Annotated in this window: 18 protein-coding genes; 13 read left to right on the top strand and 5 right to left on the bottom strand. The window is 40.0% G+C overall.

The features are described 5' to 3' along the window. Positions 1-90: 90 nt before the first annotated feature. From H5232_RS15100 to H5232_RS15115, 4 genes are all read left to right on the top strand, one after another. On the top strand, positions 91-1086 hold the full coding sequence (locus H5232_RS15100; RefSeq protein WP_182831139.1) for a fatty acid desaturase: 996 nt from the start codon (positions 91-93) through the stop codon (positions 1084-1086). Between the two features lie 83 nt (positions 1087-1169). After that, entirely contained in the window at positions 1170-1547 is a 378-nt protein-coding gene (locus tag H5232_RS15105; RefSeq protein WP_182831140.1) for a VOC family protein, read from the top strand. A 50-nt stretch (positions 1548-1597) separates the two neighbouring features. Then, entirely contained in the window at positions 1598-1846 is a 249-nt protein-coding gene (locus H5232_RS15110) for a TIGR03643 family protein (RefSeq protein ID WP_145241233.1), read from the top strand. An 87-nt stretch (positions 1847-1933) separates the two neighbouring features. Then, entirely contained in the window at positions 1934-2341 is a 408-nt protein-coding gene (locus H5232_RS15115; protein ID WP_145241231.1) for a GFA family protein, read from the top strand. Between the two features lie 28 nt (positions 2342-2369). Here H5232_RS15115 and H5232_RS15120 read toward each other — a convergent pair whose 3' ends face one another. After that, positions 2370-2888 carry a carboxymuconolactone decarboxylase family protein gene (locus tag H5232_RS15120; protein WP_145241229.1) on the bottom strand — a complete coding sequence of 173 codons (519 nt, stop codon included), beginning with the start codon at positions 2886-2888 and terminating at the stop codon, positions 2370-2372. A gap of 310 nt (positions 2889-3198) precedes the next feature. Between H5232_RS15120 and H5232_RS15125 the strand changes: the two genes are divergently transcribed. Continuing rightward, the gene (locus H5232_RS15125; protein WP_145241227.1) at positions 3199-4092 is read left to right on the top strand and encodes an AraC family transcriptional regulator; all 894 of its coding nucleotides are present in this window, start codon (positions 3199-3201) and stop codon (positions 4090-4092) included. Positions 4093-4100: 8 nt separating this feature from the next. On the opposite strand, the gene H5232_RS15130 is transcribed toward H5232_RS15125, so the two are convergent. Next, positions 4101-5303: an MFS transporter gene (locus H5232_RS15130; RefSeq protein ID WP_259399560.1), complete on the bottom strand. Its 1203-nt coding sequence runs from the start codon at positions 5301-5303 to the stop codon at positions 4101-4103. A gap of 218 nt (positions 5304-5521) precedes the next feature. Here H5232_RS15130 and H5232_RS15135 point away from each other — a divergent pair, with 218 nt between their 5' ends. The 5 genes from H5232_RS15135 (at position 5522) to H5232_RS15155 (ending at position 10216) form a co-directional block, all read left to right on the top strand. Continuing rightward, a complete protein-coding gene (locus H5232_RS15135; RefSeq protein ID WP_259400139.1) occupies positions 5522-7264 on the top strand; it encodes a VWA domain-containing protein in 1743 nt (580 codons plus the stop codon). 180 nt (positions 7265-7444) lie between these two features. Further along, positions 7445-8026 (top strand): sigma-70 family RNA polymerase sigma factor, encoded by a 582-nt coding sequence (locus H5232_RS15140; protein ID WP_182831141.1) that lies wholly within the window; start codon positions 7445-7447, stop codon positions 8024-8026. Further along, positions 8016-8645 carry a hypothetical protein gene (locus tag H5232_RS15145; RefSeq protein ID WP_182762643.1) on the top strand — a complete coding sequence of 210 codons (630 nt, stop codon included), beginning with the start codon at positions 8016-8018 and terminating at the stop codon, positions 8643-8645. Before H5232_RS15140 ends, H5232_RS15145 begins: the two co-directional genes overlap by 11 nt. An 87-nt stretch (positions 8646-8732) precedes the next feature. Further along, positions 8733-8996 carry a helix-turn-helix domain-containing protein gene (locus H5232_RS15150; RefSeq protein ID WP_145241219.1) on the top strand — a complete coding sequence of 88 codons (264 nt, stop codon included), beginning with the start codon at positions 8733-8735 and terminating at the stop codon, positions 8994-8996. Further along, the gene (locus H5232_RS15155) at positions 8996-10216 is read left to right on the top strand and encodes a type II toxin-antitoxin system HipA family toxin (RefSeq protein WP_182831142.1); all 1221 of its coding nucleotides are present in this window, start codon (positions 8996-8998) and stop codon (positions 10214-10216) included. The genes H5232_RS15150 and H5232_RS15155 overlap by 1 nt, the downstream gene beginning before the upstream one ends. A 25-nt stretch (positions 10217-10241) precedes the next feature. On the opposite strand, the gene H5232_RS15160 is transcribed toward H5232_RS15155, so the two are convergent. The 3 genes from H5232_RS15160 to H5232_RS15170 form a co-directional block, all read right to left on the bottom strand. Further along, complete coding sequence (locus tag H5232_RS15160; RefSeq protein ID WP_182831143.1) at positions 10242-12296, bottom strand: TonB-dependent receptor; 2055 nt, start codon at positions 12294-12296, stop codon at positions 10242-10244. Between the two features lie 65 nt (positions 12297-12361). After that, positions 12362-13219: a rhombotarget lipoprotein gene (gene rhlP / locus H5232_RS15165; protein WP_182831144.1), complete on the bottom strand. Its 858-nt coding sequence runs from the start codon at positions 13217-13219 to the stop codon at positions 12362-12364. A 69-nt stretch (positions 13220-13288) separates the two neighbouring features. Then, positions 13289-14869, bottom strand: coding sequence for an ATP-binding cassette domain-containing protein (locus tag H5232_RS15170; RefSeq protein ID WP_182831145.1), 1581 nt, complete (start codon positions 14867-14869; stop codon positions 13289-13291). A 400-nt stretch (positions 14870-15269) separates the two neighbouring features. Between H5232_RS15170 and H5232_RS15175 the strand changes: the two genes are divergently transcribed. From H5232_RS15175 to H5232_RS24645, 3 genes are all read left to right on the top strand, one after another. Then, complete coding sequence (locus H5232_RS15175) at positions 15270-15689, top strand: hypothetical protein (protein WP_145241209.1); 420 nt, start codon at positions 15270-15272, stop codon at positions 15687-15689. A gap of 101 nt (positions 15690-15790) precedes the next feature. Then, positions 15791-15985 (top strand): hypothetical protein, encoded by a 195-nt coding sequence (locus tag H5232_RS24640; RefSeq protein ID WP_310736884.1) that lies wholly within the window; start codon positions 15791-15793, stop codon positions 15983-15985. Beyond that, positions 15952-16122 carry a hypothetical protein gene (locus H5232_RS24645; protein WP_310736885.1) on the top strand — a complete coding sequence of 57 codons (171 nt, stop codon included), beginning with the start codon at positions 15952-15954 and terminating at the stop codon, positions 16120-16122. The genes H5232_RS24640 and H5232_RS24645 overlap by 34 nt, the downstream gene beginning before the upstream one ends. The last annotated feature ends 11 nt before the right edge of the window (positions 16123-16133 follow it).

Genomic DNA, 16133 nt, shown 5'->3' on the forward strand with positions numbered 1-16133 from the left:
CTCGTTGCTCGTTGCTCGTTGCTCGTTGCTCTAGCAGCTTTTTATTTATTCGGGTATCATTTGCGCAACTTTGATTATCAGTTGCTATTTATGACCACGTTAAGTGCTAAGGAAAATATTCAAGCCATTGTTAAGGCGATTAAAGCTGAAGAAGCTAAGCTTCGTCAAAAGCACCCGTTATTAGCCCATCAAAATACTATCGGGATGGCTATTTTATTATTATCACTCAGTGCGTTAATTGGGGTTGGTGCACTTTATTACTTTGCTATTATCCCCGCGTGGCTATGTATTATTTTAGCAGCCATTGCAGCGTCAATTTCCCACGAGCTTGAACACGACCTGATCCATAAACAGTACTTTAGTAACCAGCCTTTTCTACATAACTTTATGATGCTAACAGTGTGGCTAATGCGCCCAAATACTATTAGCCCATGGTATCGCCGTAAAATGCATTTACATCATCATAAAGTGTCGGGTACTGAGCAAGACTTAGAAGAGCGCTTAGTGGGTAATGGCATTAAAAAGCCATTGTTACGGGCGTTGGTAATTGTTGATGGCTTACTCGGCTTGTTAATTAACGCTAAACGTTTTAGTAAAGAAATCAAAGGGTTTAGCTTTTTTAAGGTATTTAACGCAGGGTTTCCGGTTACCACAGCGTACTTTGCTATTTTATACAGCGTAATTGTGTTCCATTTAGTTGATTTATTTACCCCACTTGTGGCTAATTCGCCGGCGTTGTTGCTAGATACTATGGCGGTGTTTGAGTTTTTAATGGTGGTGTTGATTGTGCCTAATATTGTGCGTTCAAGTTCATTAAATTTTGTGACTTCATCAATGCATTACTATGGCGGCGTTAATAACATGCTGGAGCAAACGCATGTTTTAACGAGTCGCTTGTTCGCACCGTTTAACTTGTTTTGTTTTAACTTTGGCCATACCCATACGATTCACCATTTTGTGCCGAATCAACCGTTTTATTTACGCCAAATGATCAGCAAGAAAGTGCTTGAGGTAATGAAAAAACACGGTGTTCGCTTTAACGATTTTGCTAGCATCAAACAAGCAAATCGCTATCAAGCTTCTTAATATCAAGATACCAATTACTAATTGACCTCAAGTTAAGTTAAGGTTTTAAAGTCGTTATCTAACTCAATATTTAGGTAACGACTATGAACCTTAATCAAATTACTTTACCCGTCTGTGACATCGAAAAAGCAAATCAATTTTACCTGGCCATGGGCTTTACACAAATTGTAAAAACGGATCATTACTCACGCTTTGAGTGCTCTAATAAAGCTACATTTTCTTTATTATTAACTGATGATGTGTTTAGTAATGGCGCGGTTATATATTTTGAAAGCGCAGAACTAGAAAAGTGGGTCGCGTCACTAAAAGCTAAGGGCTTTGAGTTTGAATCAGCGATCACCGAGCAGCGTTATTTATGGCGAGAAGCGGTGTTAAAAGACCCATCAGGCAATAAAATTAAACTTTATTGGGCGGGGTATAATCGGCTGAATCCACCATGGCGAGTTGAAATTACAGATTGATCGTATTCTTGCTATGTCGGGTATAAAGATATTTTGTAGAAGAGTCTGTTATGTTTGATAGTAGCCAAGTGTCTAGAATTATCGAGATGGCGTGGGAAGATCGCACGCCATTTGAAGCCATTGAAAACCTTTATGGTTTAAATCATTCCCAGTTAGTTAGTTTTATGCGCGACAATATCTCATCGGGTTCGTTTAAAGTCTGGCGCAAGCGCCATGCTGGCCGTACAACAAAACATTTAAAATTACGCAATCCCGCTATTATGCGCAGCCACTGTAAAACCCAGTATAAAAACCGTTAATGACCTAAACGTTTGTTGAAAATACAAGGGAAGTTGGCGTAAAGTGATACCACTTTAGTTAGTTAAAATTCTATGTAGGGATCTTAAATGCAAATTACCGGACGTTGTCATTGTGGGGAAGTTACTTACCATGCTGAAGTTGATGAAAATAAAGTAATAAATTGTCATTGTACTGATTGCCAAATTATCGCAAGTTCCCCATTTCGCACTGTGGTTATATCACATCCTAACGCGGTTACGTTTACTGCAGCTGTGCCGAAAGAATATATAAAAACAGCCGAAAGTGGTAATAAGCGTGCACAGGGATTTTGTGGTAATTGCGGCACCTCTTTGTATGCAACGTCAGTCGGTGATGGCGATAAAATTTATGGCCTACGTATTGGGGCTATTGAGCAGCGTGAGCAACTTATACCTAAAGCACAAATTTGGTGTCGTTCAAGCCCATCTTGGTTAAAAGAGCTAAACACTATAACTGGCTTTGATACTGTGCCTTAAGCGTCTAATTTCGTAATGTATATTACTATTATGCGCGCTCTAACAATTTTGCAAAAGATAAATTAGCGCGCATTGCTACGTTTATATCTGCTTTAATAGCCAGTGAATTGATCACGGCATTTATGTGTGCTGCTTCAAATTGCGAATCAAGACATGTAACTAAATGGGCTTGAAGCAGAGCTTGAAAATTATCGTCCACCGCCAATGCCCCCAGCTTTATTGCCAAGTAACAGTGATGAGAAAGCCTGCTTTGGGCGCTGTTTATTTTAGTCGTGGATAGGTGTTCAATTTCTTGCTCAACCAATGCTGTACGATTTGGCTGTCTTTGCAAACATATTTGTTTTAGCACGTTTAGGCTATTTAACGCCCGAGGGGCACCAATGTAGGTAACCATATAAGAAAATGCACTATTAAGCTCATCAATGGTATGTCCTTTATCTAAGGCTTCGTTCAACAAGTTTTTTAGACGATATAACTCCCCCATTGCTGCAAGTGCGGCAATAGCTGCAACAAACGGGTATTTTGTGTGGTTATTTACTTTAAGCATAATGTCTCTTTAAAAATTAAATTGTTAAAAAGCAAAAATATCGCAGTAGGTAAGCTTTACCTTAGGCTGCTTAATTTGCTGTTTAAAATAGTGCGTAGAGAAGTGAATTATTTGGGTTTTTATAGTGATAACCTGTCAGCGCATTAATATGCCTGAGCGAATATTTATTATTACTGATAATGGCTAAATGTGTTTGTTAAAACCAATGTGTTTTTTGCCTAAAACAACAGATCGTGATTGTTTTTAATATTTATGAGTGTGCTTAGTGCTAAGCTTTGATTAAAGTATGATGAGATCAAATTAAAACGCGATGACTAGTAAACAGACCTTAACCGAATCCGTGTTAGCAATTGCTACACACGATGGTATTTTTAACACTCAGATAGATGCGCTTAAATTAGTACGTCGCAGCAATGTGTCTGAGCCTATGCCATGTGTTTATGGGCTTGGTTTAGGCATAACTGTGCAAGGTGGCAAGCGTGTTACCTTGGGCGAAGATATTTATGATTATGCAGAAGGACAAACATTAGTTGCCTCTGTTGATGTGCCAGTTGTAAGCCATATTACTTCAGCGTCTATACAACGCCCTTTTTTAGGGTTGCACTTATGTATCGACAGTAAAGTTTTAGGTCAAGCAGTTGCTAATATGGATTTTTCATCTCAAGATTGTGTAGCTCGTCAATGCGCTATGTCGGTAGTCGATGCTGATGAGGGCCTTTTAGATGCTATAAATAGGCTGATTAAATTATTAAACGAGCCTAAGCTGCTTTTGCAACTAGCCCCTTTAATCCAAGAGGAGATTGTTTTTCGGTTATTACAAAGCCCACATAGTTATCAATTAAGGCAAATAGTAACCGCAGGATCCGCTAGTCAAAAAATAGCTAAAATTTTATATTGGTTAAAACAAAATTATAAAGATGATTTTTCGATAGTTGACTTAGCTGCTGAGGCGCATATGAGTGAATCAACGTTTCGCCAGCACTTTCGAGAAGTGACTAAACTCAGCCCTTTGCAATATATCAAGAATTTACGTTTACAAGAGGCGAGGCAATTAATGCTGAATCAGCGCCTTGATGCGAATACGGCTGCTTTGCAAGTGGGCTATGAAAGCGCCTCACAATTTAGCCGAGAGTACACCCGATTTTTTGGTCGTCCTCCTCTTAAAGATATAAATGCATTGCGTTTAAGCAATGCATTTATTTAGGCATGTAGTTAGGTATTGCTGTCACTTCTCATGGTGATATTACGTCCACCTAAATAACCAAATACGGCGCACAATGCACTCGCAAAAGCACATAACCATAAGGTGGTTGTCCAATTGCCAAAGTAGCTATGTAATGAGCCTGCGATAATCGGCCCAGAGGCGGCAAGTAAATAGCCCAAGCACTGTGCCATGCCTGAAAGTGATGTAGCCTGACGGGTGTCATGAGTACGTAAGCTAATAAACGATAAACCTAAAATAAAGCAGGCGCCTGAGCAAAATCCTAAGGTGACTGCCCACAAAGAGGCAAACTCAGGTAAATAGAGCAGCCCAAGTGAGCATGTTGCGGCTATTAGTGCTAACAAGCTGGTTAAAATACGTTGATCTTTAAGCTTTGCCAGCAGTGGTATTAAGATAATGCCAGGCACTGCAGACGCTACTTGAAAGGCACCTTGTAGCGCACCCGCATGCTGAGCTGTATGGCCACCTTCAAGCAAAATGCTCGGCAACCAACTAATCATAATATAGGTAAAAAATGAATTTAATCCCAGCAGTAAGGTAATCTGCCACGCAAGCGCCTCGTGCCATACTTTGTTGGTGTTGACACTCGCCAGTAGATCTTTTGTTGGCTTAGTATGAAGTTTTAACTGTGGTAGCCAAATAACAATACTCACTAGGGTAAGTAAGCCATAACAAGCAAGGGCTAATTGCCAGCCGATACTTTTATATTCAGCCAGCGGAATAATAAGCGCGGCATAACTACCACCAAAAATTCCCATTGCTAGTACGTAAGTAGAGGTCATCACTGCCACTTTATGCGGGAAGTCGCGTTTAATTAAGCTCGGTAACAGTACGTTACCAATTGCGATACCGATGCCAATGACTGCTGTACCTAAGTAAAGCATTGGCATAGAGTCAATTAGCCGCGAAGCCAAGCCCAAACCAATCAGAATAAGCGCAATAAACAGTGATATTTCTAAGCCTTGTTTTTTAGCAAGACTTGCCGCCATCGGGCTGGCTAAAGCAAAGGCAATTAACGGCAGTGTTGTGAGCATACCGGCTTGCGAAGGGCTTAAGTTAAAGGTCAAAATTATTTGCTCAAGCACAGGAGCAAGCCCTGTAACGGGGGCGCGTAAGTTAGCGGCAATAAAAATAATGCCTAAAATTAAAATCGCAGTGGAAAATAAAGTCCGTTTAATTGGAGTTGAATACAAAACTAAAGTCACCAAGTAGATGGCAGGTAGCGTAATTATACCCCAACGCAACTGACGTTGATATTAAATTGCCAGCTGATTACTCTTTAAATTTGAATAACTTATTCTTAACAATTCCTTGTTCAGCAGGGTATTTTAAAAATAATTAACCCCACTTTTTATAGTCATCCGTTAATAACCTTACTAATTACGAATTTAATAGATAACAAGGTGACTTTATGAATAACAAGATTACTAATGCCCAGCAGGTTAATTTACGTTTAACTATGTTGAGCCTTGCGGTGATAGTTAGCTTAACTGGCTGTGAGCAAAGTGCGCCACATGAGGTTGATAAACAACAAAGCCAAGTAAACAACGCGGCGCCAATTAATCAAACCGATGAGCAGCAATTGGAGCTGCAAGCTCAAAAAATACAGATGCAACATGCCGTAAGATATACGGCAATGCCACAAGGAATGATGCATGAAAGCGTTGCTATGCCGCGCTCTGAATTACAGCTACAGCCGATGCCACGGACTCCAATTGATGATGTAGTCGTAGTGTCAGAACAAGAACGTGAAAACTATTTGAAATCCCAGCAAAACCCAGTAAAACAAGTTGGTACTGAACCGGTTTCAACCTTTTCAATTGATGTTGATACGGGCAGTTACAGCAATACTCGGCGTATGCTCAATATGGGGAAATTACCACCTAATGACGCAGTGCGTGAAGAAGCTTTTATTAATTATTTTGACTACGATTACAGTGCACCCAATAGCATAGCTACACCTTTTAATGTTCATACCGAGATGGCAACAGCTCCTTGGAATGAGCATCGGCAACTGTTAAAAATTGGCATTAAAGGTTTTGAGATTGAAAAAGCCGATTTAAAGGCAGCGAATTTAGTGTTTTTACTGGATGTATCTGGCTCTATGAATGCACCAAATAAGTTACCCTTATTAAAAACCAGTTTAACCATGTTAACTAAACAATTAGATGAAAATGATTCAGTTGCCATTGTCGTGTATGCCGGTGCCGCAGGCGTGGTTTTGCCAGCAACGAAAGGCAATGATCAACAAACTATCAGCGCCGCGTTAGATAAACTGGCAGCAGGCGGCTCAACTAATGGCGAGCAAGGTATTGAACTGGCTTATCAAATTGCGGCCGAAAATTTTAAAAAAGGAGGTATTAATCGGGTGATTCTAGCCACTGATGGCGACTTTAATGTGGGCACCCAATCAATCGATAAACTCACAGAGCTGGTGGCATCTAAGCGCAAGACGGGGATTGCCTTAACTACTTTGGGATTTGGCCAAGGTAATTATAATGATGGCCTAATGGAGCAACTGGCGAATATAGGTAACGGCCAGCATGCTTACATAGATAACATAAACGAAGCACGCAAAGTACTGGTCGATGAACTCAGTAGTACCATGCAAATTATTGCCAAAGACGTAAAAATTCAAGTGGAATTCAATCCACAGCAGGTGGCTGAATATCGTTTAATTGGTTATCAAAATCGCGTACTCGCTAATGAAGATTTTAATAACGATAAGGTCGATGCCGCAGAGTTAGGGGTAGGGCATAGCGTGACTGCGCTGTATGAAATAACCTTAGCCAACTCAGATCATAAACAAATTGATGAGCTGCGTTACCAATCTAAAGAAGACAAAAAACTGGCTACCAGCAATGAACTCGCCTTTGTAAAAGTGCGTTATAAACAGCCTGACGCTGAGCAAAGTAAGTTGATCACTCAAGCTGTTGCAACACCTAAAGGTGAGCTGCCTTTATCGCAAGCCAGCCAAGACTTTAAATTTGCCGCCGCAGTGGCTGGTTTTGCGCAGTTATTAAAAGGTGCAAAATATATCGGAGACTGGCAGTATGAAGATTGCGCTAAATTGGCAACCGCTAACAAAGGCATAGACACATTTGGCTATCGTAGTGAGTTTGTGCAACTCGTTAATAATGCTGCGGCACTGTGATACCAATCAACTTAAATATTTAGTCATTCTAGCGCGCTAAATAAAGCGCTAACTGTGTTATAAATTTCTCAAATAGAACAACTATATGTCAAAGTTTATGCCTTGTTATCACTCTATTTATATGTCGCTATAAATGACTAATAACTTAACACGATTGGTATGATTTAAGTAAAGGATGTTATGACAGAACTAGCTGATGAGCAATTAATGTCGAGTTATGGACAAGGTGATGTACAGGCTTTTACCCAGCTGTACCTACGCCATAAAAATAGCTTATATCGTTATTTTTTACGCCAGTGCGCAAACCCGCAAGTGGCTGAAGAGCTTTATCAAGAAGTCTGGAATAAGCTGATAAAAGCGCGCTCACAGTATCAAGTGAGCGCTAAGTTTACCACTTGGTTGTATCGTATTGCGCACAATGAATTGATTGATCATTACCGCCGCACTGGTACGCAAAACAAATGGCTAGACGGTGATAATCAAGACATTGAAATTGCCGAATTTGCTGATCATAACAGTCGACCAGATGCTGAAAAGCTCGAGCAGGCTCAGCAAGCAGCGCAGTTAAAAGTGTGCCTAGCACAATTGCCACGTGAGCAAAAAGAGGCGTTTTTACTTAAACACGAAGCTGATTTTACCCTCAAAGAAATTGCCGAACTAGCGGTAGAAACAACTGAAAATATCAAAAGCCGCATCCGTTACGCGCTAGCCAAGCTAAAGCAATGTATCAAGTATAAAATGGAGACTAACAATGAGCGATAAGTTAACCGATCATGATATTGCTTCACTTTATAAACGTGGTGCAACGGAGCAACCAAGCTTACAACTTGATGAGCAAATATTAAAACGCGCAGCTGATGAGGTTGCAGATAATAACGTAACCAATATTAATAAGCGCAAACGCTTTTACCAAACGTGGTATGGGCAATTATCTACTGCGGCATCACTGGTGTTAGTCGCGGTTTTATATATGCAAAATACTACTCAGTATCTTAAGCCGTCAGAGGCAATGAATGATCTACAAATTTTAGCCGATGAACAGACTGCTTTAGCACCTGCAGCCTCGCCTGAAATGATGCAAAGCGAAGTGCTAGAACAAAAGCAGCTAGAGCAATTAAAGCAAACTCAAAGGCTTCAACGCAGTACACAGTCTTACATGGCAGGACGGCAATTTGAGCCGCAAAGCATGACCGCTAAAAGTGAAGTATTATTAGAGCTTGAAGTGATCACCGAAGACGTTGCGAATAAATTTAAGCGTATAGATACACTTATTGCTGATGGTGAAACAACCGCCGCTAAAGCTCAGCTTGCTGAGTTATTAGTAGCGCACCCAGAACTCAAGGTGCACTTAACTGAGCAGTATAAACAGCTATTACAGTAAAAAGTAATCTAGTTATGTTCGCTATATAGCTATATTTTTTGTTTTATACTACCATGTTCGCTATATGGCGAGTTTTTGGTGGCTGCGATGAATAGAATAGAAATAGGAAAAGCGCTTGCTCAGGCGCGAAAAGAAAAACAACTAACACAACGAGAAGTGCAAAAATTGACGAACATTAATAAAAGCACACTATCTGAAATTGAAAACGGTAAATTTACAGGATCATTGGATATCCTTGAGCGTTATACCCATTATTTAGATTATGAGCTAGCTGTAGTACCAAGAACTTTGTCTAAATCACGGTTACCTCGTTGGGATGAATTAAACGATCTTTTTAGTGAGGATAGCTAGTGACGGCTTTTAACCTACCTGAAAAAGTACAAAAGTTGACAGTGTGTATAGATGACAAAGAGCTGGGTGTGCTAACTCATGATGCAATACACGATTATAAGCAAACGCAAAATGAGTTTAATCTATCATTAACTATGACTGAAAAAGGCATGGATGATAGTTATCGATCTGGTGCATTGCATCCTATTTTTGCGCAAAATTTGCCTGAAGGGCATAACCGTAGATACATTGCACAAAGGCTTGCTCGTTACGCCAAAGTTAACGACATGTACTTATTAGCTTTGCAAGGAAGTGATGGTATTGGCATGTTATCTTACCAAGGTGACTTTAAATTACCGCGAGTTGATAGCGTGTCACTTAACGATATTCTTACGTATTCGCATGCACAGCCTTTATTTCCGCAGTTATTAGAAAAATACTATCTCAGGAATACCTTGTCAGGAATGCAACCCAAAGTAAGTATTACAAGTGTTGAGCGAACAGTTCATCAAAAAGATCTGATCGTAAAATCATTTGATGAAGAGTTTGAGCTGCTTACTGTTAATGAATATGTGTGCATGCAAGCAGCTAAATATTGCGGTCTAGCACCGCCAAATACGTATTTATCTGATAACCTTGAAACATTTGTGATTGAACGCTTTGATCGTGGTGAAAGTGGCACTCAGTTGCTAGGTTATGAAGACTTTACAACTTTGATGAAGCGCTCTTCAGATCCCGATGAAAAATATCGGGGAAGTTACGAAACCCTACTGAAAGCAACCTATTTGTACACGAATAATATGCTCGAAGTTGAAAAAATGTATAAGTACATCGTTTTCAGTTGTTTAATTGGTAACGGTGACGCCCATCTTAAAAATTTTGCGCTGCAGTACACGCCAGATATGAGCAATATTTTTGTTTCTCCACCTTTTGATATTACTCATACATTAATTTATCCAACCATCAATAATAAAATGGCACTTAATATTTGTAAGAGCAAAGAGTTTCCAGACTGTGATCACTTAATTAAGCTGGCTAATCAAGGTCATATCGTAATTAGGAATGCGCAAGAGATTGTTGAATCGTTAGCTCAAGGGGTTATAGAGTATGTTTCAAGGTCACAAGAAGTCTTGCTCTTAAGTGGTTTAAAAGAGTCGATTTTAGCTGGAGTTGATAAAGTGATGACTGCAACTTACAACTCAAAATCATATCGACATGATAAAAATAAAAAGTTTGAGTAATAGCAGAAATCACTTAATTCAATATTTACCAAGCGTAACTTGCTGAGAACATTATATTACGTGGTCGCCCAGGAAAATAACGGTCGCCAGTAAAGCTGGTGTAATCGGCACGCTCTGCATAGGCGGTATCAAATAGATTGTTAATGCGCGCGGTTAGTTTCAATTGTTCAGTCAGTTGCCATGCTGCGCGTAAATTTAGTAAGTCATGGCCTGCGTAACTGTGTTGGTTTTCAGGATCGGTGAAATAGTCACTGACATGATGCCACTCAATAGCAATTAAGGTGTTATTGGTGACTTGCCAGTTAGCTTGTAGGTTGGCGATATTACGCGGTGCTGTGTCTATGTCGTTACCGTTAATGTTTACTTCAGATAAAACTTGGTCATAGTCGTATGTGTGTATTGCATGGCTTGCTGCTAGGGCAAGTTGAATCGACTGAGTAAGTTGATAATCCAGCTCCAGTTCAATACCACGGTGCTGAGTTTGCCCATCATTAATGGTAAAAAAGTCGCTGTCGCGAAAAATCACGTTTTGTTTATTCATCGCATACGCTGAGAATACATAATGCAGTTGTTGATATTGCCCTTTGAGGCCCACTTCTAGATTGTCTGCTGTTTCAGATTCGAGATCAGCCACTTGTTGTTCGCGCTGTAGCTGATAAAGTTCAGCCGCTTGCGGCGCACGGTAACCGCGAGATAGGTTTGCATATAAATAATTATCAGCACTTAATTGATAACTCAAGCCAAGTTTAGGCGATGTATTTGTAAAGGTATTCTTACTACTTGGCGGGCGCGAGTAACGACAACCGCCAAATCCACATTCGCTGCCATTCTCGTCAGTGCGACCAGCCAGCATATTATTGGTGTAGTCGTAATCAAGCTGCTCAAAGCGTGCGCCTAAACTGATAGCGAGTTGCTGCCATTGCCAATCAAGGCTAATAAAAGGGGCGAGTAGGGTGCTGGTTACATCGTAATCGTAATGCTTACCTTGTGGCACAGTTGCTACTAAAAATGCTGAACCTTGAGTTGGCTCGTCTTGATATTGCAAAAAATCTGCACGGGTGTATTCGCTGTCTAGCCCTAAATTAACAGTTAATTCGTTTGAATACGCATGCTGCCAAAGTGATTGCACGCCAACGCCATTTTGGCTGTTTTCTTCAAGCGGTGTGCCCGGTAAAAAATGCTTAAAGAAGGTCATACTTTGATTGCGCACATACGGGGTAATGGTTAGCGTATCTTTTGCTGTTTGCCATTGTGTTTTTGACCAAAGCCGAAATGAGCGGGCTTTTCTAAATGCATCAGGATCAAAGTTTTGCTGGGCTATTTCATCGTTTTTATAGCTTTCAAAGCCTTCAATAAATCCGGCAGTTTTTTGATCTAAGTGGGTATAGCTCAATCCTGTAGTGACGGATAGATCATCACTTGTATAGCGATGGCGCAGATTGAGCTTTTCTTGGTCTACGCTTTCGTCATCACGGTATCCGGTATCGCGAGTGATACTGGCATTAATACCAAATCCTTGATTGCCTAAATCTTTTCCGCTGCGCAGTTTGAACCGGTTGTAACCGTAAGAGCCTAAATCAACGCCGAGCAAATGTTCATCATAAGTGGTATCAGGGGTGATCACATTAATTACGCCATGCACAGCATTTGAGCCGTAAAGGGCAGAGCCTGGGCCTTTTAAAACTTCAATACGTTGCGCCATTTCGGTGTGCGCTTCAAACAATTCGTTAATATTGCAAAAGCCTGCCGCACGCAGGGGGATGCCATCTTCGGCTGTTAAAATACCGCCACAGGCGCCAGCGCCAGAAAGCACCGGAGAGCGCAGTGCGGGCAAATATTCTTGACCGTTACCATGTTGTACATTGGCACCTGCAACTTGCTTTAATACTTGCTCGATATGGGTCGGTGCGATTAAATCTAACTGCGCTTTAGTGATACTGCTTATTACTAAAGGTAGAGGATCGGCGCGTACCTCAGCACGAGATGCTGTAGTGGTAATGCGTTCAATGTCGTTTTGCGCGGCGAAAGAATTAAAGGCTGTAGGTGTGATCAGCGCCAGACATAATAATCGAGAAAGCATGAAAGCCCTTTATCTAAAATATTTCAAAAGGGCAGGATATAACCTTTTTTAGGAATTCTAAAGCTTTAGCGATAAAAGCTTGTTAGTTTAATGTAGAGCTGTTTAGTTATTTGCTCGTGTTGTTTTAAAATTAACATAGCAGTGAGTAACATTAATAAGAAATATAAACTGCCACCACTGCTGCCGTCTTTATAATTAACATTGGCTATTTTGTCTTCTTTGACACGGGTTTTAAATGAACCAAGTTCAGCATCTAAGTTTGTGATCATGTCATCAACAGCTAAGTTAAAACTACCTTGCGACTGCTCGTTTAAGGTTTCATCAATACCGACGGCTGTACTGCGTTGCTCTACTTTGTTAACTCCCGGAGCTCGAAACAGCATTTTTCTACTTTTCACATCGAAAACAGCTGTATCAACAAAAGTTTGTACGGTGTTTTCGTTGCCAGGAATAACGTATAACCCCACAATTGTTAAATATAAGAATGCAGCATTATTTTCGAGAGTTTGTGATACTTGGTCATATGATACCAGCGCAATAATATCAACGTCATATAATCTAGATACTTGCTCAAGAGTGGTAAATCCTTGACCTCCTTTCAAATAACTACTAGGAATAACTTCAATACGGTCAATGTAGTCATATTGCATAAACTGTTTTTTTACTTTCTCAAGCAAGGCAATTTCGTCGTTACTGCGAATGCCAGAGTCATATTGGTTAGGAATAAATGCGATACCTACAGTTGCGGGTAAGTTAAGCGTTGGTATGCTTGGTTGATGAGCCTGACGGCTTTGTTCATCAGGGTATAGAAAATCCACGAGACTACTTGAGCGAGTTTTTTGATTCGTATTTTGGCTGAGCATACTACTGCAGCCAGCTAACGAAGTAATTACAATCACCAAAACCAATTGTAGAGTTTTCATATTATTCCTTTTTATAATTAAGTGATCCGATGAGTTTGAACCTGAAACGATGAAAAAGTTCTCGCTGTGCTATTTTAAGATAATGTTAGTTAGTACATTAGATTGCTTAATAAACTCCTCATCGTGGCTCACCAATATAAAGCTGCCAGTAAAATCAGCCAGATTTTGCGCAAGATGTTGCTTGTTAGCCAAGTCCAAGTGGTTATCGGGTTCATCGAGTAACAATAAAGAGTGCTGCGCATTTTGCGCCGCTATAAGCATGGCTAATTGCATTTTCTCGCCGCCGCTTAATTGGCTAATTGGCCGATAAATATTCTCTCCCTTAAAGCCAATATTCGCAAGCAAATGGCGTACTGTTTGTTGTTTTAGCTGACAGTGTTTTTCTAATGCATTGCATAAAGTGTCTGTTGCTCCTAAAAAAGAGCTGTGTTGATCTATATAAAGCACTTTACTATTTAATTGAAGCGCTGTTGATACTGGTGAATTTGCCGAGTCATTAATCATCCGGAGTAATGTTGACTTACCGCTGCCATTGGATCCTTTTAGGTGTAACTTATCACCACTAAAAATTTGCAGGGTGATTGCTTTATTAGCGCTTGAAAATGGCAAAGTAAGTTTTTCAATAAATAGTAGGCGTTTATTGCTAGTCGGTTGCGTAAACTTTACTGTTATAGCTTTACTATTTGGTAACTGCTGTTGAAGTGTTTGGCGTTTTTCGGTTAGGGCTTCGCGTTTGACAGAGGCTAGCCGTTCAGAAGCGCCTTTACTTGCTTGGGCACTGTTTTTCTTAAAGTCTAACATCACTTTTGGTTGGCTGGTGGTGTTACGTTTTTTATTACCTTGTGCTGCTCTTTGTTGGGCTTTTTCACGATTAAGCTGGGTTTGCTGAAGGTGTTTTTGTCGCTCCTTGTCAAGGTTATTAATTTGCTTTGTAAGCGAAGTTTGTTGTCGTGTTTTTTGCTCATTGAAATGCTCATAATTCCCCGTTTCATAATGAACACCTTGACTGCTAAGCTCAATAATAGCATCGCATTGATTAAGTAATTGGCGGTCATGACTTACTACAATTACTTGCCCTTTAAACGCATGTAATTGGTCAATTAGCCATTGCTTTGCTGATTGGTCTAAATGGTTACTTGGCTCATCTAAAATCAGTAAATCAGGCTTTGTTTGCAACGCGCAAAATAGCATCAAACGCCGCTGTTGACCGCCGCTTAAATGCTTAATTGGCTGGTTTAATGAGGTATCAATAGCAAGGGCTAAAAGTTGTTGTTTGTAATATTGCTCGCATAACCAATCATCATCGATTAGGTTAAAGTCAGCCTCATGGCAGCTTCCTTGTTCAATACGATTAAGGGCGGCTAACTTTTTATCAACTCCTAATAGTTGTGCAATCGTGGATGACGATGTTTGAAGGTGCTGCTCACTTAATTGTTGCTGTGAAATAAGCACGCGAGTACCACTAAATTCAACATGTCCCGAACTAGGTTGTTGTTGGTTTGCCAATATACTCAACAATATTGATTTACCGCTGCCATTAGCACCAATGATCGCGGTGAGCTTTTCATTTATTGAAAAACTAAGTTGTTTAAATTGAGTTTGGCCATCTGGGTGTTGATAGCTTAAATTGTGGATGTGTAATGTATGCATAATGCCTCTGGAGTGTTCAGGGCATGGCGCGCAAAGCAATTAAAATTAACTAGGTATCGTTAAGTCGATAGCAAGATATATGACGAATTTTGCGCCCACTAACCCTGTAAATTCAAAAAATAAAACGAATTTCAACAGGTGTTAGTTATTCATTAATGCGCAAACTCCAGTAAGGTCAGTGAGTTAATAATATACGAATATGTTGTGAGCTGTCAGCCAGTTTTTATTATTTATTGTTTTACAGCATTTTATTTTCTTTAATATAGCTAACTAATTGTTTGTTAAAACACAAAACTGTAAGCACTCACTATCTTTACAAAGTTTACAATTCATTTCATCTTTCATTCAGGCTGACTTGTTAGGCTTTAGTTATTCACACAGATTATGCTAGGAAGTAGCTATGAATAAATTAATCCCCCTGTCTTTGGCTGTACTTGGTTTGAGCCTATTACCGTTTGCAGCAAATGCTAAGCACGAGCGCGAACATGATCGTTATGAACATCGCCATGAGCATCATCATGAGCATAAAAAGCACAGTAAAAAGTACCATAAAAAATATTATAAAAAACACCATAAGTCAGCAGATTATAAAAAGTTGCCGCCGGGTTTATACAAGAAAGTAGGCTACGGGCATGGCTTACCGCCGGGTTGGTATAAAAAATATCATCGTGGCGATCGCCTTGATAGAGATATTTACCGCCGTGGTCGAGTTGTTGAGCGTCATGACCGAAAGGGGATAATTTTACTGGAAGTTGATGATCAGCTAATTCATTTAGTGCATGACACTCGAGAGATTCTCTCTATTGTTACTCGTCACTAAATTTTTACCAAGTCACAACTTGATGTCGGTTATTTAATTTACTTCATAACGAGTTCATGAATTATTGCTATTCTTTAAATGAACTAAATAGGGAGTGAAATATGAAAGCACTTCTATCTACTGCTTTGCTTGGCTTAGTACTTTGCAGCGGCGCAGCTTTTGCAAAAAATGATAACCATGACAAAGACAAAAATAAAGGTAAAGGGAGTTTACCGCCAGGATTACAAAAAAAAGTTGATAATGGTGGTCAATTGCCTCCTGGTTGGCAAAAAAGTACCACAAAGGTGACAGATTAGATTACGATATCCATCGCCATGGTCGAGTAGTAAAACCGATAGACCGTGATGGTCGTATTACGATTGAAATAGACGATACCATCATTCATATGGTGCATGATACTCGCGAAATTTTGTCAATTTTAAGTCGTTATTAATAAAGGGTTAT

The organism is Pseudoalteromonas sp. SG41-5 (assembly GCF_014164495.1).
GTDB lineage: Bacteria > Pseudomonadota > Gammaproteobacteria > Enterobacterales > Alteromonadaceae > Pseudoalteromonas > Pseudoalteromonas rhizosphaerae.